The 23,281-nt window shown below is 61.5% G+C and carries 23 protein-coding genes and 1 pseudogene; 14 read left to right on the top strand and 10 right to left on the bottom strand.

The features are described 5' to 3' along the window. Positions 1–128 precede the first annotated feature (128 nt). Together FJ943_RS24535 and FJ943_RS24530 are read left to right on the top strand one after the other, a co-directional pair. Positions 129–1,046, top strand: a complete 918-nt coding sequence (locus FJ943_RS24535) for a hypothetical protein (protein ID WP_015316429.1) — start codon at positions 129–131, stop codon at positions 1,044–1,046. 179 nt (positions 1,047–1,225) lie between these two features. Beyond that, a complete protein-coding gene (locus tag FJ943_RS24530) occupies positions 1,226–2,071 on the top strand; it encodes a manganese catalase family protein (protein WP_015316430.1) in 846 nt (281 codons plus the stop codon). A 57-nt stretch (positions 2,072–2,128) separates the two neighbouring features. On the opposite strand, the gene FJ943_RS24525 is transcribed toward FJ943_RS24530, so the two are convergent. Next, the gene (locus FJ943_RS24525) at positions 2,129–3,712 is read right to left on the bottom strand and encodes a M20/M25/M40 family metallo-hydrolase (protein WP_210242414.1); all 1,584 of its coding nucleotides are present in this window, start codon (positions 3,710–3,712) and stop codon (positions 2,129–2,131) included. Between the two features lie 621 nt (positions 3,713–4,333). Here FJ943_RS24525 and FJ943_RS30060 point away from each other — a divergent pair. From FJ943_RS30060 to FJ943_RS24510, 3 genes are read left to right on the top strand one after another with little or no spacing between them, the layout of a single operon-like run. Then, positions 4,334–4,729, top strand: a complete 396-nt coding sequence (locus FJ943_RS30060; RefSeq protein ID WP_246671935.1) for a hypothetical protein — start codon at positions 4,334–4,336, stop codon at positions 4,727–4,729. Further along, entirely contained in the window at positions 4,726–5,118 is a 393-nt protein-coding gene (locus tag FJ943_RS24515) for a phage holin family protein (RefSeq protein ID WP_140715605.1), read from the top strand. The genes FJ943_RS30060 and FJ943_RS24515 overlap by 4 nt, the downstream gene beginning before the upstream one ends. Further along, positions 5,115–5,954: a DUF3618 domain-containing protein gene (locus FJ943_RS24510; protein WP_140725706.1), complete on the top strand. Its 840-nt coding sequence runs from the start codon at positions 5,115–5,117 to the stop codon at positions 5,952–5,954. Before FJ943_RS24515 ends, FJ943_RS24510 begins: the two co-directional genes overlap by 4 nt. 173 nt (positions 5,955–6,127) lie before the next feature. Here FJ943_RS24510 and FJ943_RS24505 read toward each other — a convergent pair whose 3' ends face one another. From FJ943_RS24505 to FJ943_RS24490, 4 genes and pseudogenes are all read right to left on the bottom strand, one after another. Next, positions 6,128–6,361: a GNAT family N-acetyltransferase gene (locus FJ943_RS24505; RefSeq protein ID WP_246671934.1), complete on the bottom strand. Its 234-nt coding sequence runs from the start codon at positions 6,359–6,361 to the stop codon at positions 6,128–6,130. 270 nt (positions 6,362–6,631) lie between these two features. Beyond that, positions 6,632–7,306, bottom strand: a complete 675-nt coding sequence (locus tag FJ943_RS24500) for a LysE family translocator (RefSeq protein WP_140725700.1) — start codon at positions 7,304–7,306, stop codon at positions 6,632–6,634. A gap of 229 nt (positions 7,307–7,535) precedes the next feature. Further along, a pseudogene (locus tag FJ943_RS24495) lies at positions 7,536–8,389 on the bottom strand (alpha/beta hydrolase). Next, entirely contained in the window at positions 8,389–9,480 is a 1,092-nt protein-coding gene (locus FJ943_RS24490; RefSeq protein WP_140725698.1) for a flavodoxin family protein, read from the bottom strand. Before FJ943_RS24490 ends, FJ943_RS24495 begins: the two are co-directional and overlap by 1 nt. Before the next feature lie 266 nt (positions 9,481–9,746). On the opposite strand from FJ943_RS24490, the gene FJ943_RS29720 reads away from it, so the two are divergent. The 4 genes from FJ943_RS29720 (at position 9,747) to FJ943_RS24475 (ending at position 13,074) form a co-directional block, all read left to right on the top strand. Further along, positions 9,747–9,911, top strand: coding sequence for a hypothetical protein (locus FJ943_RS29720; protein WP_181174620.1), 165 nt, complete (start codon positions 9,747–9,749; stop codon positions 9,909–9,911). A 171-nt stretch (positions 9,912–10,082) separates the two neighbouring features. After that, positions 10,083–10,832 (top strand): Crp/Fnr family transcriptional regulator, encoded by a 750-nt coding sequence (locus FJ943_RS24485; RefSeq protein ID WP_140660831.1) that lies wholly within the window; start codon positions 10,083–10,085, stop codon positions 10,830–10,832. Positions 10,833–11,299: 467 nt separating this feature from the next. Further along, a complete protein-coding gene (locus tag FJ943_RS24480) occupies positions 11,300–11,731 on the top strand; it encodes a DUF2231 domain-containing protein (protein ID WP_140725695.1) in 432 nt (143 codons plus the stop codon). Then, positions 11,728–13,074 (top strand): sorbosone dehydrogenase family protein, encoded by a 1,347-nt coding sequence (locus FJ943_RS24475; protein WP_140725692.1) that lies wholly within the window; start codon positions 11,728–11,730, stop codon positions 13,072–13,074. Before FJ943_RS24480 ends, FJ943_RS24475 begins: the two co-directional genes overlap by 4 nt. 652 nt (positions 13,075–13,726) lie before the next feature. Here FJ943_RS24475 and FJ943_RS24465 read toward each other — a convergent pair. From FJ943_RS24465 to FJ943_RS30195, 4 genes are all read right to left on the bottom strand, one after another. After that, positions 13,727–14,446, bottom strand: a complete 720-nt coding sequence (locus FJ943_RS24465; RefSeq protein ID WP_140725689.1) for a Crp/Fnr family transcriptional regulator — start codon at positions 14,444–14,446, stop codon at positions 13,727–13,729. A 444-nt stretch (positions 14,447–14,890) separates the two neighbouring features. Next, complete coding sequence (locus tag FJ943_RS24455; protein ID WP_246671933.1) at positions 14,891–15,238, bottom strand: hypothetical protein; 348 nt, start codon at positions 15,236–15,238, stop codon at positions 14,891–14,893. 158 nt (positions 15,239–15,396) lie between these two features. Next, the gene (locus tag FJ943_RS24450; RefSeq protein WP_015316448.1) at positions 15,397–15,813 is read right to left on the bottom strand and encodes an HD domain-containing protein; all 417 of its coding nucleotides are present in this window, start codon (positions 15,811–15,813) and stop codon (positions 15,397–15,399) included. Positions 15,814–15,863: 50 nt separating this feature from the next. Continuing rightward, positions 15,864–16,703, bottom strand: coding sequence for a GFA family protein (locus FJ943_RS30195; protein WP_281406179.1), 840 nt, complete (start codon positions 16,701–16,703; stop codon positions 15,864–15,866). On the opposite strand from FJ943_RS30195, the gene FJ943_RS24440 reads away from it, so the two are divergent. From FJ943_RS24440 to FJ943_RS24430, 3 genes are all read left to right on the top strand, one after another. After that, positions 16,694–17,677: an ABC transporter substrate-binding protein gene (locus tag FJ943_RS24440; protein WP_140725686.1), complete on the top strand. Its 984-nt coding sequence runs from the start codon at positions 16,694–16,696 to the stop codon at positions 17,675–17,677. The genes FJ943_RS30195 and FJ943_RS24440 overlap by 10 nt on opposite strands. Positions 17,678–17,772: 95 nt before the next feature. Beyond that, a complete protein-coding gene (locus FJ943_RS24435; protein ID WP_015316451.1) occupies positions 17,773–18,576 on the top strand; it encodes an ABC transporter permease in 804 nt (267 codons plus the stop codon). A 122-nt stretch (positions 18,577–18,698) separates the two neighbouring features. Then, on the top strand, positions 18,699–19,457 hold the full coding sequence (locus FJ943_RS24430) for an ABC transporter ATP-binding protein (RefSeq protein WP_167331150.1): 759 nt from the start codon (positions 18,699–18,701) through the stop codon (positions 19,455–19,457). A gap of 89 nt (positions 19,458–19,546) precedes the next feature. Here the strand turns inward: FJ943_RS24430 and FJ943_RS24425 are convergent, their stop codons facing one another. Continuing rightward, complete coding sequence (locus FJ943_RS24425; protein WP_140725683.1) at positions 19,547–21,166, bottom strand: GMC family oxidoreductase N-terminal domain-containing protein; 1,620 nt, start codon at positions 21,164–21,166, stop codon at positions 19,547–19,549. Positions 21,167–21,543: 377 nt separating this feature from the next. Here FJ943_RS24425 and FJ943_RS24420 point away from each other — a divergent pair, with 377 nt between their 5' ends. Both FJ943_RS24420 and FJ943_RS24415 read left to right on the top strand, forming a co-directional pair. Then, positions 21,544–22,818 carry an NAD(P)/FAD-dependent oxidoreductase gene (locus FJ943_RS24420; protein WP_140725914.1) on the top strand — a complete coding sequence of 425 codons (1,275 nt, stop codon included), beginning with the start codon at positions 21,544–21,546 and terminating at the stop codon, positions 22,816–22,818. A gap of 44 nt (positions 22,819–22,862) precedes the next feature. Continuing rightward, positions 22,863–23,279 (top strand): RidA family protein, encoded by a 417-nt coding sequence (locus FJ943_RS24415; RefSeq protein ID WP_015316456.1) that lies wholly within the window; start codon positions 22,863–22,865, stop codon positions 23,277–23,279. The last annotated feature ends 2 nt before the right edge of the window (positions 23,280–23,281 follow it).

Below are 23,281 nucleotides of genomic sequence, written 5' to 3'. Positions count from 1 at the left end.
GTTTGCTGGTGGAGAACCGCCTTCGCCGTATTTGCGTTGAACTTGCTGGCTATAAAATGTGCCGGACATCAACTTGATTCGCCCGCGGCTTGGGCGGGTCCGGGGCAAGGGCAAATTCCGGGGCTAAGATGAAGATCGACTTCGATACCAACGTGTTTCCGCTGTTTCATCCGCAAAGCGTGGATGACCTCAAGGACCCATGCCCCGTCTTCGATGGCAGGCTGTGGCATGTCTTCGGTTCCAGCGGGACGGTGACGACTGAGACGTGGAGGATCCTGCACGCCACGGCCCCCGACCTCTATGGGCCTTGGACCGAGCACGAAGCGATCGAGCTTCCCATCAATGGGACGGGGGTCGCGGCTCCGGGCGTCATCCACGAAAGTGGCGTCTTCCATATGTTCATCCAGACCGAGTTCATGAAATCCGGGGGCCGCTGCGAGCATGCGGTTTCCAACGACGGCTTCCATTGGGTGGTTCTCAGCCCGGCCATTCTCGCCATCCCCGACACGGAAGAGGATGGCATCTACGATCCGCACCCGGCGGTCATTGGTGGCAGGCGCTATCTCGTTTACTCTGCCATGCCGAAATTCAACAGGGTGCCGCAGCCCGACATCTATCTCGCACGCAGCCAGTCCGACTCGTGGTTCGGGCCGTGGAAGCGGATCGGCAAGATCCTCGATCATGCTGATGTCCCTCATCACAATACGAGAGAGGACCCCGACTATGAATGGGGCATAGAAGGTGCCCAACTGGTCGAGTTGCCGGATGGCCGAGTGCTTCTGAACGCCACTTGCTTTCTTCCAAATGGCCTTCGTGGGAATCGCCAGCGCGTGTTTTTTGCCATCGCTGACGAGGTTGCCGGACCTTACGTGTCCATAGGCCCGGTACTCGAACCAGGCCAGCCGGGCGAGAACGGTCATTCAACGGTGATGATCGAAGGCAGCCAGCTTTCCCTGTTTTACCAAAGCCGGGTTGCCGCGACCGACCACCGATGGCGCTACGGCTTGGCCCGATGTGACGTGGCTCTGTTTTCCAAGGTTGCATGATCCTGGTCTGCCGGCCGGCACGACTGCGTTCGACCGGCCGGAGCGGCTGTCGTCGTCGTGCAATTGAGTTCCGTTGACACGAGGCGATCCGTTGCCAGTTCTTTCCAAATTAAACGCCTACCCGGGCGGAACAATGCTTCCGGGCTGAGGTTCGGCTGACTTCAAACGGAGAGTCAGCCATGTATTACACCGACAAGAAATTGCAGTTCCCGGTTCGAGTCGAGACGCCGAACCCAATCTTTGCACGCGCCTTACAGCAGGCCATAGGCGGAGTGGAAGGCGAAATTCGTGTCGCCTTGCAGTATTTCTTTCAGGCGTGGGGGTGCCGTGGACCGGCCAAGTACCGCGACCTGCTGTTGAACACAGCCACCGAGGAGCTCGCCCATATCGAGATGCTGGCGACCGCGGTCGCGCTCAATCTCGAAGGGGCACCGCTTTCGCTGCAGGAGGACGTGTCGTCCGATGCGGTCGGCGGCTCTGTCCTCAACGGGATGAATTTCCGTCATATCTTGTCGACTGGGCTCGCCGCCCTGCCGGAAAACTCCAACGGTGTTCCCTTCAATGCTTCGCATGTTTATGCCAGCGGCAATCTTGCCGCCGATATGGTCGCCAACGTAACCGCGGAAGGAAGCGGACGCGTGCTTGCGACCCGCCTCTACAACATGACCAACGATGCTGGAATGAAGGACATGCTGTCATTCCTCATTGCGCGCGACACCATGCATCAGCAGCAGTGGCTGGCGGCGATCGAGGACATGGGCGGCCTGACCGCGTCTCTGCCGGTGCCCAATTCCTTCCCGCAGGAGAAAGAGCGTCAGGACGTATCCTATGCCTTCATCAACTGTTTCATCGAAGGTGTAGCACCGGCGCAGGGACGCTGGAGCGAAGGCCCGTCGATGGACGGCAAGGGCGAGTTCTCCCTGGTGCCCGGCGCACCGATGGGCGAGGAGCCAATGCTTTCGCCGCCACGGCCAAGCTCTGGTGCGCAGAGTGAGCAGATGTTCGACAGGAAGGCAGCCGAATAGTCATAGTCGCAGGCCGAAGGCGGCGGCCAAATGGGGCCGCTTCCGCTTTGGTACTTGTCAGGTCGCGTCGGGCCGAAGGATCCTGGCGCAGACATCGCGAATGAGCTGCGGCAGGACGTCGAACGCATAGCCGACATGCAATCGCTCCAGCGGCGTGTGATAATCGCGTCCCCACGGACCGATGTTGATTGTCGGTATGTTGGCCAGGGCTCGCGTGAGGGGCCAGCGCACGCTGTCTTTCCAGGCTGGTGTGTTGCGGGCGACGACGTCGAGGGAGGACTCGGCCGCTTCGCCAAAGAAGCTCATGTCCGAAATCCCGGCGAAATATTCCGCGCAGGTGACCACGCTGCCATAGCGAGCCGCTGCCTCGTCGGCCACCTCGACGGCAGCGGCTCGCAGCCTGGCGGCTGCCGGCTGCGCGGAAAGGTTTGTCGGCAGATAGGGAATGGATCCGAAGCCCGTCACGATGGCTGGTCCGGCCAAGCGGCTGAGTTCCCAGGCCTGCTCGGTTATCAATCGGCACTTCTCGGGCAGGGGCTGGTCGCCGGCGGCGATCGAAGCGGAAACAGCTTCGAGCCGCATCCGCTCCGGTTCTTCGAGACGCGCCAGCAGAGTCTCATACCGATGGACCGGGATCGATTGCACCATCTCCAGCAGACCTGTTTCGTGCTGAGCGGAGACGCGCCGCCGGAGCTCCTGTAAAAGACGCGAGGCCGCTTCGGCGCATAGGCTGTCGAACCGGTCGAGCACCTCACTGGGCGCCCGGCGATAACTCAGCACATTGAAAGTGGCATGGGCGGTCCGCGGTGTCGTGACATCATACCCCGTCTTTCCGTCCCGAATCCCGAGCAGGCTGGGCGGGGTGCCGGGTTCGGTGCCGCACATGTCGGTGAGCTCGGGCGCCCATTCGATCCGCGCGGCGATTGCCGCGGCGATCGCGCCGGCATTGAGGCCATTCAAGGGAAAGCCGCTATGTGTGGGAACACCAACCACGCAGGCGGCCGGAAGCAGCTTGCCGACGGTTCCCAGAGCGATGACGCGACCCTTGCTGCCGTCGCCATCATCCGCGATCGCATCGAGATTGATCACCGCGAGCAAATCGAGGTCGCGCTCTTTACAGAGTCCAGGCAGCATCTGCGCCGCCTTGCGGGCGCCGGCGGAATTGTTCTCCTCGTCCGGCACTGCGATAAAAAGCAGATTTCCAGCCGGCTTTGCGCTTTCGGCAAATTCGGCGCATACGGCCAGCCCGGCTGCAAGGCCCGTCTTCATGTCGAGAAGACCGCGTCCGGCAAGGAACTCCCCGCCCGCGAAATCATGGTGGGCCAGAATGGCGGCTGGAGCGTTCGCGGCGACGAGGGAACCGTGCAACGCCTTTGTCAACGCGTCGGGCCGAGTGGCCAGAGGCTCCAACTGTCCGTAGTCGCTTGTCCCGACGGTGTCGTAGTGACCGGTCAAGAGCACGGTCGAGCGACCAGTGCCGCGCAGGAGCATCGCCACGCAGTGACGGCCGTCCTGGGGTCCGACCTCGATCGTCCAGACCTCCGCGTTCTGAAATGCCGTCTCCTCTCGGAGTTCCGCCGCCAGCCACGGGCCGAAGGCAGCCTCGCCGTCCGTGCCGGTGACGCTCTTCTGCTCGGTCAACCCGATTGCCCATCGCCGCGCGCGACTGGACAGCGTCTCGATAGGGTTGCGGGTCATTGCGATCCTGCCATTCGGGTGGGAACGGTGGATCCTATCCTGGTCAAGCGATTTCTCTCAAGCGCACTTCGGCGGTGGCTCAGTGGAATCCACTTGGAAGGTATTCGTGCTCAGAGGGGAACTCCCGGGCCGGGCAGCTCGTCTCGATGACGGACTGGCGACGCTCTGGACCGGTTCTTCCTGCATTGCTCTTGGATCGCAAAAAGCTCTTCGCCGACGGAACATCGCAGGGTCCATGAAGTTGGGCTGCCAAGGAGGAACGTGCCATGAACGGTGTCATTTATCTTATCGGCCTCGTCGTTGTCGTGCTCGCGGTCCTCTCCTTCCTCGGTTTTCACTAGGTGACCCATGCAACGTAATGACGGCCAGGGCCGTAAACCCACTGATTTCGACAAGGCGACAAGCGACGTCTCCGACAGACTTGGCCGGGAAAAGGAGCGCGCGAGCGAGTTGCTTCACGATGCTCGCGACGGACTGACCCGCAAGGCTGGCGACTACGCGACAGAAGCCACGCAGGTTATTTCGGACAAGGCGGAGGAGGCGCAGCGCGACATAGGATCGAGCTTGGCGGCGTTGGGCGGCGCGTTACGCGCGGCCAGCGAGCATCTGGCCAACAATGATGAAAGGACCGCGTCGAAATTTGCCCTGGACGCCGCCGGCGGGCTCGAGCGGCTTTCCTCCTCGTTGAAACAAAAGCCGTTCGGCCAGGTGCTTGAGGATGTGCAGTCCTTCGGCCGGCAAAACCCCGGTGTCCTGCTTGCCGGGTCCGTATTGGCCGGATTGGCGTTGGGTCGGTTCATCAAGGCTTCCCCACCGAGAAGTCCCGAAGCATCTCGAAATGCCTCGCGTGGTGCCAATTCGCAGACCGGCGAAGCTGCTGGTTGGTCGGCCGATGGGGCGCAAGGATTCGGCGGCGGCGTTGACGATCTGGCCACGCAGTATGGGGAGCAAGACAGATGAACACTCAAGATAATCCCAGCCTCGCGACCCTGGTGACCGACTTGGCCCAAAACGTCACCACGCTGGTGCAAACCGAAGCCAGGCTTCTGCGGGCGGAGCTCTCTGAAAAGTTTACCAAGACGGGCGCTGGCGCCGCCGAGGTGCTGGGCGGGGCCATCTGCCTGCTCGCGGCTCTGCTCGTGCTGCTTCAGGCCCTGGTCATCGCATTGACGAGGGCAGGGCTGGGGGCCGGGTGGTCCTCTCTGTTGGTCGGCGTGGTGGTGGCAGTTCTTGGCGTCATTCTGCTGCGCACCGGCATGGCAAGCATGGCGCCTTCCGAACTTACTCCCGACCGAACCCAGGAACAGCTCAGGCGCGACGCGACTGTGATCAAGGAACAAGTGAGATGACCGAGAAATCCGCAGCCGAACTCGAACGCGAGGCGGAAGCCGCGCGCGCCAGGGTGGTGGAGACCGCCGAATCCATTCGAGGCAAAATGACACCGGGACAATTGCTGGACGAATTCACCGGCATCTTCTCTGGAGGAGAGAGTTCGGCAATGCTCAACAACCTGAGAACGCAGGTCAGGGACAATCCCTTGCCCGTGACCATGGTGGGCGCCGGTCTGGCTTGGCTGATGCTGGGCAGCGGTCCGTCGAACGGCAGCCGTCGCCCGGCCGGCTATACGGCGCCAACCCCGCCCAGCGGGGGTGACGAGGCGGAGGGCGGCGGCTTGGGCAGCACGCTCTCCGGAACCGCTGAATCGCTCACGTCGGCCGCAAGCAGCGCTGGCGCAGCCATATCGGGCGCAGCAAGCGGCGTCGCCGAAGGGCTGACGAGCAACGCCGCCAGCGCAGGATCGACGGCTGGCGACATGGCTGCGAAAGCCAGCCGCTCGGCACAGGAGCTGTTGAACGATCAGCCCCTCGCCGTTGCGGCGGTCGGTCTCGCCATCGGCGCCGCGATAGGCGCCATGCTGCCCCATACCGCAATGGAGGATGAGCAGCTGGGCGGCTATGGCGAGAAGCTTCGCAACACCTCGGAGACCATGCTCGAGCAAGGCCTCGATCAGGCCAAGCAGGTTGCCGCGGACGCCTATGAGACGATCAAGCAGCAAGCTGGACGGCAGGACTCGCAAGCAGGCACGGTGGCCGACCAGATTGGTGAAATCGTCAAGTCCGCGGCCGACACGACGGAGCAGTCCCTACGGGAACGGATCTCTCCCCCGTCGGAACAAAAATCCTAGCCGAGGATGCTGGAGCCGCCGTAACGATGTGCGATTCTCGCAAGGCAAGGCGGGAGCTTCAACCGATTGGCAGTGGGGGCTCCGCCACTTCAGCAACCACGATTGCGGCGGGCGCTTCGAATGAAGCGCCGCCTTCGATACACCAGCTCGCCAAAGGGTTGTAGCGCCAATTTTCAGAGCTCTTTTCGCAGGAAGATGCGCGCCGCGCCAGGAATGCCAAATTCAACCCTGCCAAATTCCTCGTATCCGTGGCGAACATAGAAGCCAGGTGCTTGGAAGCTGCTGGTCTCGACCACGGCGCGGGCGCAGCCACGCTTTCTTGCCTCTGTTTCAACGGCTGACAGGAGCCGGCTGCCATACGACTTTCCTCGTACATCCTCAGCCACGAAAAACATGTCCAGGAACAACAGTCCAAGCTCAGTCCTGCCCCACAAACCCCCAGGGACCTTTCCCGAGGCATCCCGCACTATGGCGCCGATCGGCATTCGATCCGCGACGCCGGACTTGGCCACATTGTAGCGATAGAGCGCAGCGCCCGCTTCTGCCTTGGCATCCCCGCCGGTTCAACCAACTCGATCAGGAGATCCGGCTTCCGTGCTGCGCAGCTCGCTGAACATGCCCAGCCTGAAACCTGCTTCGATCTTGTCATGGTTGGATCTGCGGAGGAGACTTTCGCTTCACTTGCCGGCCCCGCCGCCCACAACCATTCGAATGCCAAGGCCGACAATGAAGCAGCCCGCTATCCGTTGTTGCCAAAGTCTCACGCGGGGTCGACGCATGACCCATTCGCCGAGCACACCAGAAGCAACCGCATAGGTCCCCAGGACCAAGACGCCAGTCAATTTCTGGGTCGCGCCGAGCATCAGCATCTGGAACCAGACAGAGCCACGGTTCGGATCGACGAACTGAGGCAGGAAGGCGATCATGAAGGTCATGGGCCAAGGATTGATGAGGTTGGCTATCATACCTTCCCGCATCGCGGCGAGCGGCCCGACGCGCTCGACGCAATCGAGATCCAGATCGCTTTTCGTGTCCGAGAGCAAACTTATGCCCAACCAGACCAGATAGGCTGCTCCAGCCCAACGGAGCGTGTCAAATGCCAATGGCGATGCACGCAAGAGCGAGGAGACACCCAGGGCGATCAGCGGCAGTTGCACCATGCCTGCGCCCAATGTCATTCCCACGACCGTGAACAACGCCACGCCACGGCCTTGCCCGATGCCACGTGCCATGACCAGCATGCTGTCGGGCCCAGGCGGCATCTGCAACAGGATCACGGTGCCGAGAAAGGCGAACCACAGATTGGGATCGATCTTACACCTCCTTGGCCCAAGCCTATTTGGTGCGTTCAATGGTGGCCCCCTGTCCCCGCAAGCGGCGACATCCTTGCCGGCGCGATCGCCCCTGGCGCCGTCTGGCCGGCCTTGTCAGACCGTATGGCGAGCCCCTGCTCGATGAGAACTCCGTCGCAAGGCGATATTTCCGGCCCGGAGCATGCGGCATTTTTCTCGGCGTCACAATTTTCCAAAGGGAGATTTGTTCCCGGGGAACGAACGCTGCGTGTCATCCGGCAGCGGCTGTTCAAGCAAGGAAGTCCAGGATCGCCTTTGCCAACAGGTCCGGTGCTTCTTCGGCGACATGGTGGCCGCTGTCGATGCCTCGGCCCTGCAGGTGCCGGGCCCATGGGCGCCAGATCGCCAGCACATCACCATAGAGCCGTTCAAGATCGTCGCGCAGCGACCACAGGACAAGCGTTGGGCATTCGACCCGGAGCCCTCGGGCGCGATCCTCCGCATCGTGCCGGCGATCGATCGTGAGCCCGGCCCGGTAGTCTTCCAGCATGCCATGCACGACATGCGGACTGCTGATCGCCGCCTGATAGTCCTCGAAGTTTTCTCTGCCCATCGTCTCGGCCGATCCGCCATACCAGGCCTGCGGATCGACATTGATGGCGCGCTCGGGCTTGTCTGGCTGGGCAAAGAAGAACCAATGCCACCACTCTGTCGCAAAGCGGCTGTCGCAACGCTCCAGATGCTCAAGGACCGGAATGCCATCGATTTCGACAAGGTGCGAAATACTGGCAGGATGGTCCATCGCCATCCTGAACGCGGTAAGGGCGCCACGGTCATGCCCGGCGACGGCGAAACGATCAAAACCAAGCCTGTGCATGAGAGCCACGCAAATGCCGGCTTTGCCCGCTTTGAAGATCCCGCGCTTTCCCAGGCATCGGCCGGGACGGACGATTGCCCGAACCCCGGCAGGTCCGGGCAAATGACGGTGTGATGTCTTGCCAGGATCGGCGCGACGCGATGCCATGTGGTGTGGGTTCGCGGGTGCCCATGCAGGAGCAACACTGGTGGGCCAGCCCCACCATGGCGCACGCGCAATGTCGCATCCGCAAGCTTGACGATCTCCAGGCTAAAGCCGTCGAACATCATTTTTGCCGAGGATCGGTCAGCGACTGTCCAGCGGCGACGAAAGTGCCCTCCTTCCGAGCGACCGCCGCGGCCAGAAGCGTACGCGCCGCGTTTCGGACTTCTTCCTGCAGGTCCATGTCGTCGTCGAGCTCGTTGTGGCTGGTAGCGTATGGCTTCCAATAACCGGTGTAACGGTCGAGTTCGGCCTTCGGCCCCGCCGGGACCATTTCGATCGATTTCAGCCAATCCGATAAAGAACGCCGGACGTTTTCGGCTCCCTCGGTATCGCCGTGCACGATTACCGAGAAGAGCCGGCCGGCAAGGTGCCGGGGATAGTCCCATCCCTCGAGTTCCAGCGCCTTCGCCTCCCGCGCCTCCTTGCCGTGCGTGGAACTAGGATCGGGATTGCCGCCATCGGCGCATACCAGACGGTCCATCATCAGCTTCAGCGGCGAGGTGGCCTGATACCAGTGGACAGGCGTTATGATCATCACCGCATGGGCGGCAACCCACATTGGATAGATCTCGTTCATCCAGTCCTGCGTCTGGCCGAGCGAATGATTTGGATAGCAGGAGCAAGGCCAGTGACAAAGCGCGGCAGCGGTGGAGAAGCAGGCCTTGCAAGGGTAGATTTTGCGGCCGTATTCGGCGGCCAGCCGGGACAAATCCAGGATGTCGACTTCCGCGCCGCCGGCCTTGAAGATCTTCCGGGCGATTTCGACAAAACGATAGGATTTGGACATCTCGCCGGGGCAGGTGTGCTCGCTGCGCGGCGATCCGTTCACGATCAGGACGCGGCGTCGTTTGCCCAGCTCGTTCATGCGCTTTGCGCGCTCGATTGCTTGTCTCGCCTCGAGCCAATCGACCGCCAGATCGTAATCGGGATCGGCGAAGCCACGGCCCGCCTTTCGGGTCCGCGGGCTTTTCCTGGAATCCCTGTAGGCCTGCCAGGCGACCTCCGTTATTCGCTCGATGTCGGCAGCCAGGGGCTCGAACGCCGGATCGTTGAACTGTTCGCCATAGCGACGCTTGAAAGCCTGTTCGTCGAGGCGGGGGCTGGGCATGCCCTTGCGCGGTTCTGGCGCGCCGCGCTTCAGCCAATCGAACATGGGGTTTCACCTGTGCATGGAAAGCGATCCAAGCTCAAACGCGGCAAACAGGCGCGGCGTTCCGAACGCGCATAGCCATGATCTGCAATGACTTTTGGGCGAGTACAAAAAAAGGCGCGCCGGAATCACCCGAACCGGCGTGTTTCGAATTGATTCGCCAAGTTCGGTACGAAGGCGTACACAAAGAGGTCGTCAGCAGCACGATCCGGGCGTTGACGCTTGGGAGCGACCATCGCACTCCTGCCCCAGCGTGAGGCTAGGATGTCATGACGAAAGACCCTGAGCGCCCCGGTCTGGCGCCCGAAGCCGTTCGTACACTTGCCCGGGAATCGGGCGCTACGGAACAGCAGATACGTGACATAGTGTTGCTGGTAGGGTTCGACCGTGCCTCGATCCTCAGGGAAGCTCGTCTTCTGGCGAAGGATGGATAGCCGACAAAACTTGCGATTTGTCCACAGCAGCTATTGTCGGTTTCATACCGACGCGGCCGCCTGCCTAGTGCTGGCCGGGTGGGACAGTTTATGTTTTGCCACCGTCCCCTCGTTCGAGGGGCACGGCCGGCCGAGAGATCCCAGTGCTCTTGCCCAAGTGGAGAGCGTCTCGTGGATCCCAAGATTCTGCAGGCCAAGAGCGAGTTGTTGCGCCGAATGAGCGTGGCCGATTTCGAGCGGCTGCGGCCGCATCTCGAAAGTGTTTTTCTGGAGTTGCGCTCGCCGTTGGAGATCGAAGGCCAAAAGATCGAAGCTGTCTATTTCCTGGAGAGTGGCATCGCATCGGTCGTCGCCAAGACTGCGGGAACGGCTGAATCGGAGGTGGGAATAATCGGCTTCGAAGGCATGACCGGTTCGGCGCTGATCATGGGCGACGATCTGGCAAGCTTCGATTGCTACATCCAGTCGACGAGCGAAGCGATACGGATGAGCGCCGCGCCGTTCGTCGAAGCCTTGGCAGAGAGCCCTACCTTGCGGCCGTTCCTGTTGCGCTACGTCCAGTACCTCCACGTCCAGACCAGCTACACGGCATCGATCAACGCGCGACACAGCCTGGAGGTCAGGCTGGCGAGATGGCTTCTGATGTGCAGCGACCGGACCGTTGGCGACAGGCTTATGATAACCCACGAATTCCTTTCCGTCATGCTGGGCGTCAGGCGCCCCGGGGTTACAGTGGGGCTTCAGACAATCGAGAGCCATGGCTACATCCGTGCCCGCCGCGGCGAAATCACGATCCGGGATCGGAAAGGTCTCGTTGCGCTGGCACGGGAATCTTACGGCCCTCCCGAACTGCAATACCGTCGGCTGGTCGGGGACCTCGGTTCAAAGAACCCTTCGAGGCAGGACCGCCCGCCCAGCTGACCGCCATCATGCCGGCATTGCAGGGCGAGGATCGCGGAAGTGGCCGACGCGACGATGCCGGTGACGGCACATTGCCTAAGCCCGCATCGGCCACTGCGGCATGATTTGGGGATGCCGCCTGATTAATCTAGTCATCTGCCAATGACTGACAATAAAGGGCCAAGGCTCGGTAAGAAACGTACGAAGCCGAACCTAATCTCACTGGCGGGAGGCGATACGGGCCCTGCTCATCTCCCACACGGAATGGAACTGGCGTCCCACCGCTTGCCAGGCAATGTTACTCGCGCTGCGGACATTGCGAACTTGAATTCCCGGAGCACACCGCGCTTCGCGCCATTCACCGCCGACAGTGATCGGCATTGGTCAGGGCAATCACAAGTCCTTGAACGCAAACAGTTCCCGGAACATCTCAACTTCAGGTTTGTTTGAAGCCCAGATGCCATCTGGAGCAGGGGCGGAGAAGATCCGTGGCCAATTCGCGATCGACACCGGTGGTCGTCGGCCGTCCGATCCATCGGACACCGATGGCGGTCGCCAATGCCTGTTTCATCGGCACGCTGCTGACCGACCTCACCTATTGGCGAACGGCGGAGATGATGTGGGCCGATTTTTCCGCATGGCTGCTGTTTGCCGGCCTCGTGATGGGCGCTCTTGCGGTGCTTGCGGCGCTTTTCGATCTCTTCACCCGTCGAATTCTCCGTAAGCACGGAGCCCATCTGCTCGGCGGCCTGGTGGTGCTTGTGCTGTCGTTCTTCAACGCGCTGGTGCACAGCCGTGACGGCTGGACGTCGGTGGTGCCGACAGGGCTCATCCTCTCCGCGGCGGCCGTGATCGTCTTGGTTCTCGTGTGGTTGCTGGAATGGAGCACCGGCCGCAGCCGCGTGGAGGTGCTCGAATGAACGCCCTGCAGGTTTCGAACACTCACATCCGGCGTGCCCTTGGGTTCGGTCTGTTGTGCGGATCGCTTTTGGCATTGCCCGCCTGCAGCAACGACGACCCGGACCCAAGCGGCCAGGTCGGGCCAAATCCGACACTGCCTGAACCAACGCAATATCTTGTTCCGCCCATGCATGTCGCTTCGGTCGTCGGCTGGAAGCAGGACGAGAAACCAACGGTCGCGAAGGGTTTGCAGATCCAGGCATTCGCCAAGGGATTGAAGCATCCACGCTCGCTCTACACCTTGCCGAACGGTGACGTTCTCGTGGTCGAGTCCGTGGCGCCGCCCGGCGCCGCGATCAAGCGTCCGAAGGACCTGATCATGGGCTGGATCGAGTCCATGGCGACGTCGGGCGGCGGCACCGAGGGAAGCAACCGCATCACGCTGTTGCGTGATACGAACGGCGACGGCGTGCCCGACGTGCAGGATGTCTTCCTCGATCATCTCAATTCGCCCTTCGGCGTAGCCCTGGTCGGCAACGATCTCTACGTCGCCAACACGGATGCGATCGTGCGTTATCCCTACACATCCGGCGAGACCAAGATCACCGCGCCAGGCACCGTGCTGACGCCGCTGCCCGGCGGCCCGATCGATCATCACTGGACCAAGTCTCTCGTCGCCAGTCCGGACGGATCGCTGCTTTATGTCGGCGTCGGCTCCAACAGCAACATCACCGAGAACGGCATCCAGGCGGAAAAGGATCGCGCCGCGATCTGGGAGGTCGACAGGGCGACAGGCCGTTCGCGCATTTTCGCAAGCGGGCTGCGCAATCCCAACGGCTTGAGCTGGGAGCCGCAGAGCGGAGCGCTGTGGGCCGTCATCAACGAGCGCGACGAACTCGGCCCCAATCTGGTTCCCGACTACATGACCTCGGTCAAGGACGGCGCGTTTTATGGCTGGCCCTACAGCTACTATGGCCAGCATGTCGATCCGCGGGTGATGCCGCGGCGGCCGGACCTGGTCGCCAAGGCGATCCCTCCGGACTATGCACTAAGTTCCCATGTCGCGCCCCTGGGACTGGCATTTTACACTGGCACCAACCTGCCTGAATCCTATCGCAATGGCGCCTTTGTCGGCGAACATGGCAGCTGGAACCGCAAGCGTTTCAACGGCTATAAGGTCGTTTTCATACCGTTCAATGGAGGTCATCCCGACGGTAAGCCTCAGGACGTCGTCACCGGTTTCCTTGACAATGACAACAAGGCACATGGGCGGCCCGTGGGCGTTGCCGTCGACAAGGCGGGCGCGCTGTTGATTGCGGACGATGTCGGAAACACGGTCTGGCGCGTGACCGCAGCTCGGTAGTTATCGGATTGTATGCGCAGGAAGCCCGGTAGTGAAACTGATCCTCACGCTGTTATCGGCGGCGTAACCTATACTGAGGATTCAAAGCATGCGTTACCCGGCACTCGCGATAAGTCGAGAGGAACAAAGGTCGCGCCGCCTTGTTACCGATGATGGCGCGCTATTATTTTGATCTAGTCGACAACGGAACCTCCTACCCGGACACTGAAGGAACCGAGCTTCCGAGCTTGGAGGCAGCTGAGGATGAGGCGGCAAAGGCGTTGCTCGAAATAGCAAAGGACCAGATGCCTGAAGGCAATTTCCGAGAGGTTGCCCTGCATGTCCGTGCTGGTGCTAGCAAACCCCTCGTTATGGTAAAGTAACGTTCGAACTGGTGCGCAACGGATCTGATCGCGATGGACCCGTGGGAACCTGACTACTTCCTCAATGAAAGTGCGCGCCTATATCAACGGAGGGCGGCGGCACAGATTGCCGATCTTCGCTCGAATATTGAAGACACGCGGCGCGTAATCGAGGAATCGCGCAAGCTGCTGGACCGGCTTTCCGCCAAATCAAGCGCTATCCACCCGTAGGGAATGACAAGGCCCGCTCGTAACGCGGGCCGCTTGAGTTGTGGTGGAGCAATCCGCCTCATAACTGAGTTTAAGGCTGCTCATCTCGGTTCGTTGTTGATGCTCAGATAGGTAGGGTCGAACTCGGCAAGCCTGGCAAGCTGGTCCCAGTCCAGAATGGTGACCATATGGTTCGTCCAGCTGATTACCTTGATCTTCTTCAAGCCTCCGATCACCCGGTTCATGTGCACGACCGACAACCCAAGCACGTCGGCCATTTCAGTCTGTGACAACGGTAGATGGAAACTCATGCCGCTGGTGCGTTTCACCGCCTGCAGGCGTACGAACAGTTCGCAGATGAGATGGGCCAGATGCGAGGTCCTGGAGCGGCGGCCCATTGCCACGATCCATTCGCGATGTATGGCCCCATCGACCAGCGTATCGAGCCACAACAGCCGGGTCAGGTGAGGGGCCTGTTCCGTAATGGCTTTCAGCTTGTTGTGGTCCGCGTACATCACCCGGCAAGGTGACAGCGCGACGATACCGTGATCCATGGTCTTGAGCAAAAAGGCGTGGAGATCGACGAAGTCACCGGGCACCTGCAAGGACGTGAACTGCCGACCGCCGTCCTCGAGCACCTTGTAGCGTGCCGCCAGGCCATCCAGCAGCATGGTGCTATAGGTTGGCCGGGACCCCGCTTTGACCACATCTTGCCCCTTTTCGAACTCGCGTCCGAAAACAACCGTTTCGGCCAGCAAGACCTTCTCGACGTCCGACAGAGTGTCATGCTGGCCGAGTTGCAGATAGAGGGACTCTAACATCATAGCCTCAAGGCGATCGGGGTTGAAACGCCGATCGCCAGATGTCCTGGACGCAAGGATAGCAGCCGGACCTTAGGCCTTCGGAAGATGGCGGACCCTATCATCGGCAGCCTGCGCGTATTCTGGCGCAAGCGCCGGAGCGGGAACCACCAGTGTCGCTGGGTATTAGCACGCTAGAGGTGTCCAAGGCTGCCCCGAAAATGAAACGGTGTCATTTCGATCTTTATAACGGTCATGGCCCCGTACCCAACGACGGCCAGCCATTTGAATCGCGAGAACAGGCGAGGGCAGAAGCCATTCGCATTTCGCAGGAAGTCGCTCGCGATGAAATGCCGGATCGCGACCTGGTCAAGATACCGGCAAGGTGCGCAATGAGGCGGGCGCCCAGGTGTTCGAGGCATCGCTTGTCCTGACCGCCGGGTGGAGCGCGTGACCTTGATGCGGTCAGCGTAGGAGTCGCTGTGGAATTTGCACCACATTTTCCGATCCGGGCAGTTCAAAGGCCATGGCCAACCGACGCAAGGAAGCCATTTCCACGATCAACTCTTCGATCGAACGATCCGGCAATCCCGTCTTCACTTTCTGCCTTACCCTTGCTGTGAGTTCATGAACGCGGACAGGCACGAAAAGCGCGCTGTCGTCCAGCAATCTGCTGATTTCGATCACCACATCGGCGTCGATGTCTTTCGGCAATTCCCGCATGGGCGTCACCTTGGTCCCGAAGCGATCCGAAGGCAGCCAGGCATTGCGCATCAGAGGGCATGCCGGACGCGGATCGATCATCGGATTCATAAAACCACCCACCCAGCGTGTCACTAAAAACGTTGGTACGAAAATTACCAAACGGGTTGGTTCCCATAATCCATGTATTTTGGCATCGCGCGACTACAGGCATCGTCCAGTGGTGCTTGTCGCATGCCAGGACGCGATTGCCGCCAGCATCCCGGCACTCACTTGGTGAACTCGTCGTCAAGAATGCGCAATGCTTCTTCATACTTGGCCGTGGATGCTCCGATCTGCTTTGATTGCCAGATATTGTCGGCCAGATCCGCCCGTTTTACCGGCAGCGCCAATGGGTTCGATGCAGCCCGGCGTACGAATGCGAAATAGTCCTCGCCTTCTCTGCGTGTCATGGCGTCGACCGCGGCAGCGATCGTCGGTCCAAAGCCCGCCTCTTCGAGCTTGGCCCGGCTCCAGCCTTCGCTTTTTTCCAGGACATCGTGCAGATAAGCGACGACTTTCTGATCTATCGTTTCGACGGCGTCGACCACTCGACGGCAATGATCGATATAGGGGCCTCCTGTCTTATCATGCTGCGATGCATGCGCCTGCTCCGCAATCTTGGCCGCCCGATAGAAAATACTCATCACATCGATCTCCGTCCTTTCGGCCAGCGAGCTGCGTTGCTTTCAGGCGCCTACCAGCGTTCCTCGGTTTCGCGGTGCGGCAAGTCCACGCCGCAGCAGACCCAGCCAAGCCGCTGCCCTGATCCGTAGTTGTAGCGAGGCTCCAGCCGCGCTGGATCGTCGAATGTGCCGACATGCAGCGCGATTTCCCCGGGCGAGACGTCATAGGCAAGGCTGAGCGGCGATCCGCAGGCAGGACAGAACCCCCTTTGGGCGATTGGCGAAGATCGGCGATAGGCGGGAGTGGCGTCGATCCAGGTCAGGTCTGGCGAAGGCACCCACGCCAGGACCGCAAATGCACTGCCGGTCGCGCGCCGGCACATATCGCAATGGCAATAGTGCACTCTCGGTTCGCTTGTGACGTTGAAGCGAATCCGGCCGCAAAGACATCCGCCGTTCAGTTCCACCTTGGCTCCAGTCCGATGAGCCTGCGTTTCGGCGGGCTCTCCAATCCCGTGCGGGCAGCTTCGTTCATCTGGCGAAAACGTCGGCCGCTCTCGTCGGTTCCTGTGCCTCCGCAGGAGCGGGTTCGCGCACGAGGCGCTTGTCTTTTCCAGCGCCGTGGCATCGAGGCCGCTTCTGTCGGCGACCCTGCGGAAAATGGCCAGCCAGGTCCAGAGCCAGGCCGCCGATCGGCTATCGAGCCGCTTCGGTTTCGACGAAGCAATGGGCAGAAAAAGACTTCTTTTTGCGATCTGGCCCGGATGCTCTGTTGCAAACCTTAGAACACGCAAGGCTCGCTGGGAGGCGACGCCCAAACAAGAGCGGCTGCCGAAACGCAACCGGCATAGGCCGCGAGAATGAGGCCGATGCCGGCAACAGCCATAGGGGAACCACGACAATGAAGACATTTCGAAACTGCCTGATGGGCGCGGTCGGCGCAGGCCTGCTGGGCCTGGGGCTTGCAGCTCCCGCCAATGCGGGCGCCATCCGTCTCGGCATGACGACCTGGGTAGGTTACGGGCCGCTGTTTCTTGCCCGCGACCTCGGTTACTTCAAGGAGGCCGGCGTCGACGTCGACCTGAAGGTCATAGAAGAATCAGCGCTTTACATGGCTGCGGTCGCCGGCGGCGATCTCGATGGCGCCGCCTCCACCGTCGACGAGCTGATGAAGTACCGCTCGGACGATCTCTGCTTCAAATACGTCCTTGCGCTCGACGACAGCCACGGCGGTGATGGCGTCGTCACGCAGCCCGATATCAAGTCGCTCAAGGATCTGAAGGGCCAGCAGGTGGCCTTGAACGAGGGCTCCGTTTCCGAATTCTGGTTCAACGTGCTCCTGAAAAAGGAAGGCATGACCGAGGACGACGTTACCATCACCAACATGACCGCCGATGACGCGGCGACCGCCTTCATCGCCGGCCAGGTTCCCGCCGCCGTGACGTGGGAGCCGCACCTCACCGAGGTCCGCAAGGGCGGCAAGGGAAAGGTGTTGATCGATTCCACGACCACCCCTGGCTTGATCGTGGACGTGATCGCCCTCAAATGCGATCTGATCGAAAAACATCCCGAGGACGTAAAGGCCCTCGTCAAGGGCTATTACAAAGCGGTTGAATACATCAAGACCAATCCGGAAAAGGCCTATGAGATCATGGCCAAGGGCATTGGCGGCTATCTCGAAAAGCCCGAGGATTTCGCCGCCGGTGCCAGGGGCGTGCGCTATTACGATCGCGATCGCAACCTGGAATTCTTCGGTACGCCGGAAAAGAGCGAGGCGTCCGAGCTGGTGAATTTCGCGCAGGACATCTGGGGCAAGGCCGGCAAGCTCAAGATGACGATCGACGCGAAAACCATCCTCGATACCGACTTCATCAGGGAACAATGAGCCTTCGAGAAACCGGGGTCGGTCCGCTTGGGCCGACCCCGGTTTACCGACAGGCCGGAGTCTTCTCGCTTCAGAAAATCAACGGAGGCCATGCCATGGCACAGAGGCGGACGGCGTGGACACGCCTGACGACCCCATTCGCCAACATTCCCGCCAGCACGGCAACGGCACTCGCGCTGGCGATGTGGGTGGTCGTGATCGGCGGCTGGGCGCTGCTGTCCTATGGCCGCGTCGTGCCGAACATGTTCCTGCCGACGCCCGGAACCGTGCTGCAGACGACCTATCGCATGTCCCAGGACGGCAGCCTTTTTTACCACACTTTCACCAGCGCCAAGGTGGTGATCCTGGGCTTCATCGTCTCCTCGCTGATCTCGGTGCCGCTGGGGCTGTGGATGGGGACCTATCGGGTGGTGCAGGCGCCGCTGGAGCCCTTGGTCAACTTCATCCGCTACCTCCCTGTGACCTCCTTCGTGCCCCTGTTCATCCTTTGGATCGGCATCGGTATCGAACAGCGCATAGCGGTCATCTTCTTCGGCACCTTCTTCCAGCAGCTCGTGATGATTTCGGACTGTGCGCGCAGCGTCTCCAGGGACCTGGTCAACGCCTCCTACACTTTGGGCACCAAGCGGAGCGAAGCGGTGTGGCACGTCATTTTCCCGGCCGCGCTTCCAGCTATCCTCGACACGCTTCGCGTCACCATGGGCTGGGCCTGGACCTATCTGGTCGTGGCCGAACTCGTCGCCGCGTCGAGCGGCCTCGGCTATATCAGCCTGAAGGCGATGCGAGGCTTCCAGGTCGATGTGATCTTCATGGCAATCGCCGCGATCGGGCTTCTGGGCCTTATCACCGACACGGCGTTCCGCATCATCCGGGCCAGGGTCGCGCCATGGGCATCCTGATTTTGAACGCAAGCTCGCAAACCGCAGTCGGATCAAGGGTAGCAATGAGCGAGACCATCAAGGCGAACGATCTGGCCGGCACGGCCGCGACGATCGGCGATCCGCGCTCGACCGGCACGACGATGGCCGTTGAGGACGTGACATTGCGTTACGGCGACGCCAACGGCGTGCTGGCGCTGGACGATGTGTCGCTGAAGGTGGCCAAGAACGAATTCTGCGTCATCGTCGGCCCTTCGGGATGCGGCAAATCGAGCCTGCTCTACCTTGCGGCCGGCCTCAACGACGCGACTTCAGGCAGCATCAAGGTCGATGGCAGGGAAGTGATCGAACCGGGTCCAGACAGAGGCATGGTGTTCCAGAGCTACACCTTGTTTCCCTGGCTCACCGTGCGCGCCAACATCGAGTATGGACCCAAGCGCAAAGGCCTGCCGGCGGGGCGGCGCAAGCAGATCGTCGACCAGTATCTCGACGAAGTCGGCCTCGCGCCGTTTGCCGACCACTACCCCGCCCAGCTTTCCGGCGGCATGAAGCAGCGCGTGGCGATCGCGCGCGCCCTTGCCAACGATCCGGCCGTTCTGTTGATGGATGAGCCGTTCGGCGCCCTCGACAGCCAGACGCGCGGCACCATGCAGAAACTGCTTTTGCGCGTCTGGGAGCGGCAGCAAAAGACGGTGCTGTTCGTTACTCACGATATAGACGAGGCGCTGGTCCTGGGCGATCGCGTCCTGGTGATGACGGCCCGGCCCGGCAAGATCAAGGCCGAGATCAAGGTCGACATCCCAAGGCCGCGTTCGATGGATGTGATCCTCGAACCCGAGTTCATCGCCCTCAAGCGCCGCATCCTCGGCCTCTTGCACGACGAGATCGATGAGGATCATTGAGAGCAATCTCGAGGAAACACAAAGGGTCGTCGGCAGGTCGGCGTTGCCAACGCTGAACTGCCTACGATGTTGAAAGGCGGAGCGGATCGTTACCTTTCGCCGCGATACGCCGAGCCCAGGATCATCTCCGAGCACTTCTGTCCGATCATCATGCTTGGCGCGTTCGTGTTGCCGCCGATCAGCTTCGGCATGACTGACGCATCGGCGACCCGGAGCCCGTCCATACCTCGCACTTTCAGCGTCGCCGGATCAGCGACCGCCATAGCGTCCGTCCCCATCTTGCAGGTCCCGACGGGGTGGTAGACGGTCAGAGCTTCGGCGCGCAGATAGGCCAGGATCTCGTCGTCGCTGCTGACATCCTTGCCCGGAAGCATTTCCTTGCCACGCACCGCATCGAACTCGGATGCGGCCAGGATCCTGCGCGCGATCTTGATGCCTTCGACAAGCACCATGGCGTCGTCCTCGTCCGCGAAGAAGCGGTGGTCGATGAGAACGTCACGGCGAGAACTGTCCCGTGACAATCTGATCTCGCCAAGGCTTTTAGGCCTGAGAACGCAGGTGTGAACGGCGTAGCCGTGGCCATATTCGATGAGCCTGCCGCGATGGCTGCGATAGCCCGGCACGAAGTGGAACTGAATGTCGGGCAGGCCGTTCGCATGCCGAGTCTTCGCAAAGCCGCCGGCCTCGACATAGTTGGTCGTGAGGATTCCCTTTCGGCGCGCGAAATACTGGAAAGGCGCTGCCGCGATGCGGGGCAGGTTGGCAAACGACAGGCCGAGCGTCCTGGTGCTCCTGGAGCGCACGGTGATCATGCCGTCGACATGGTCCTGCAGGTTCTTGCCGACACCGGGCAGATCGAGAATCGGCGTGATGCCGATCTGCCGCAGCTCGTCCGCGGGGCCAATGCCGGATGCCATCAGGATCTTGGGCGAGTTGATGGCCCCGGCACAGAGCACGATCTCGCGGCTGGCCGCGAGTATTTTTTGCTCGCCGTCGTGGCGCACCCGCAGGCCAGTGGCGCGCCCTTCGGCGACGACAAGGTCGACCACCTCGCATGCACTAAGCAGCGTCAGGTTTCCGCGATGGAGCACCGGACGCATGAAGGCGGTAAAGCTGCTGAAGCGCTGGCCCCGGTTCTGGGTGACGTTGTAGATGCCGAGGCCGAACTGGCTCTCGGCGTTGAAGTCGTCGTTGGCGGGCAAGCCGGCATTTTTCCCGGCCTTGACGAACATGCTGGAAAGCACGTTCGGATCGCGCGGATTGTCGACCATGAGCTCGCCGTCCGTGCCGTGATAGCGCGGGTCCTGGGCGATCAGGTTGCGCTCCAGCTTCTTGAACACCGGCAGCACGTCGCTGTAAGCCCAGCCGATGCAGCCGAGCCCGGCCCACTCGTCATAGTCCTGCGCGGCGCCGCGAATATAGACCATCGAGTTGATCGAACTCGATCCGCCTAGCGCCTTGCCCCGGTTGACCGGAATGCTGCGGTTGTTGAGATGGGGTTGCGGCACGCCGACGAAACAATAGTCGTAGTTCGGGTTGCCATAGAGCGACAGAATGCCCGCCGGAATCCGTACCCGCGGGCTGTTGTCGCTGCCGCCTGCCTCTACCAGGCACACCCTGACCGCCGGATCGGCGCTCAGCCGATTGGCCACCACGCATCCGGCCGAACCCGCGCCGACGACAATGTAGTCATAGCTCTCAGTCTTCATGCCAGCCCCTCGAGAATGCCGGCTCGTGGCATTGCCAAACGGGCGCTGCGAGACTGCATCCTGTTCCGCAACATTCGGTGCCGACACGTGCCCGGCTTCGCCGCCGGCTCATGCGCTGCGGATCCGGCCGCTGAAACTGTAGATGCGTCCATCGGCACGAGAAATTCGGAAATGGTTACGCGTGACTTCGGAGATTCGTTATGGGCGCCCACCGGCGCGTGCTGTTACTTGTGAGCGCCAATGGGGAGGCGACCGGATGGCGCACGGCCTGTCCGGAACACGGCGAAATGGATCTCCCGGGGCTGCGTTGCCGGCCGCCGGAAATCGGTTTCATCGCGTGCGGCGGGAGCTGTCGGATGGTCAGAAAAGGACTGGGCATGTCGGTTGAGACGATAGACACGCTTGTCGTTGGCGGCGGCCAGGCTGGGGTGGCCATGAGCGAGCACCTGGGCAAATGCGGGGTGCCGCATCTCGTTCTCGAACGCGGCCGCATCGCCGAGCGCTGGCGCTCGCAGCGGTGGGACTCCCTGGTTGCCAATGGCCCGGCCTGGCACGACCGCTTCCCGGGCATGGAATTTCCTGTGACAGGCCCCGATGGCTTTCCCTCCAAGGAAGAGGTCGCCGACTATTTTGTCGCCTACGCAAAGCAGATCAATGCGCCGGTCCGCTGCGGCGTCGAGGTCAGGCTTGTGCAAAGAAACATCGGGCGGCCCGGATTCCGTGTCGAGACGTCCGATGGCATGATCGAGGCCAACAGCGTTGTCGCGGCGACCGGGCCTTTCCAGGTCCCGGTCATCCCGTCGGTCGTTCCTGCCGATGCCGCCATCCTGCAAATCCACTCCAGCGCCTACCGCAACCCGGCGCAGTTGCCGAAAGGGGCGGTGCTGGTGGTCGGCGCGGGATCCTCGGGCGTCCAGATTGCGGACGAACTCCAGCGCGCTGGCAAACGCGTCTATCTCTCGGTAGGCGCGCACGACCGCCCGCCGCGCGCCTATCGCGGCCGCGACTTCTGCTGGTGGCTGGGCGTTCTCGGCAAATGGGACCTCGAAACTCCGGGACCCGGCACGGAGCATGTCACGATCGCGGTGAGCGGTGCGCGGGGCGGAGAAACGATCGATTTTCGCCGTCTGGCGGCGCAGGGGCTTACGCTCGTCGGCATGACGAGGGCCTACCAGGACGGTGCCATGACCTTCGCGCCCGATCTTGCCAAAAACATTGCCCGCGGTGATGCCAATCTGATGGCATTGCTGGACGAGGCCGACGCCTATGTCGCGCGCAACGGTCTCGACCTTCCCGAAGAACCCGCGGCCCGCCGGATCGGCCCTGACCCGGACTGCGTGACCAATCCGATCCTCGAGCTCGATCTGACCGAAGCCGGGATAAGTTCGATCATCTGGGCGACGGGCTTTGCCGTCGATTACAGCTGGCTGAAGGTCGATGCCTTTGACGAGCAGGGCCGGCCGAGGCATCAGCGCGGCGTCTCGACCGAGCCAGGGATCTATTTCCTGGGCCTCCCCTGGCAGTCGCGCAGGGGATCGAGCTTCATCTGGGGCGTGTGGCACGATGCCAAGCACGTGGCCGACCGTATTTCGACGCAGCGCAAATATCTCGCTTATCACGCCGCCGCGAAGCGCGAGGCCGTGGACGCCTGACCAAAGCTGGCGACGGCCGCGAGCCCGACCTGATGGAGATCAAGATGAAGCATACCCGAATTCGTACCTTCAATACGAAGGACACTTATCCCGAGCAGAAGCTCGACAATGATCTGTGCCAGGCAGTCGTCACACGGGGTGGCCGGACGATCTATCTGCGCGGGCAGTGCCCGCAGGATCTCGACACCGCCAAGAATATCGCCAGCCACGATCCGGTCGAGCAGACCCACAAGGTGATGCAGAATATCAAGCAGCTCATCGAGGAATGCGGCGGCACCATGGAGCATCTGGTGAAAGTGGTGGTCTACATCACCGATGTCCGCCATCGCGAAGCCGTCTACCGAACGATGGGCGAATACATCAAGGGCGTCTATCCAGTTTCGACCGGCCTTGTCGTGTCGGCCCTGGCAAGGCCGGAATGGCTGGTCGAGATCGACGGCACGGCCGTAATTCCGGACTGAGC

The sequence above is a fragment of the Mesorhizobium sp. B2-3-10 genome (assembly GCF_006442275.1).
GTDB classification, from domain to species: Bacteria; Pseudomonadota; Alphaproteobacteria; order Rhizobiales; family Rhizobiaceae; genus Mesorhizobium; species Mesorhizobium australicum.
The sequence above is the reverse complement of the archived record's forward strand: the minus strand, read 5'-3'. Positions and strand labels throughout refer to the sequence as shown.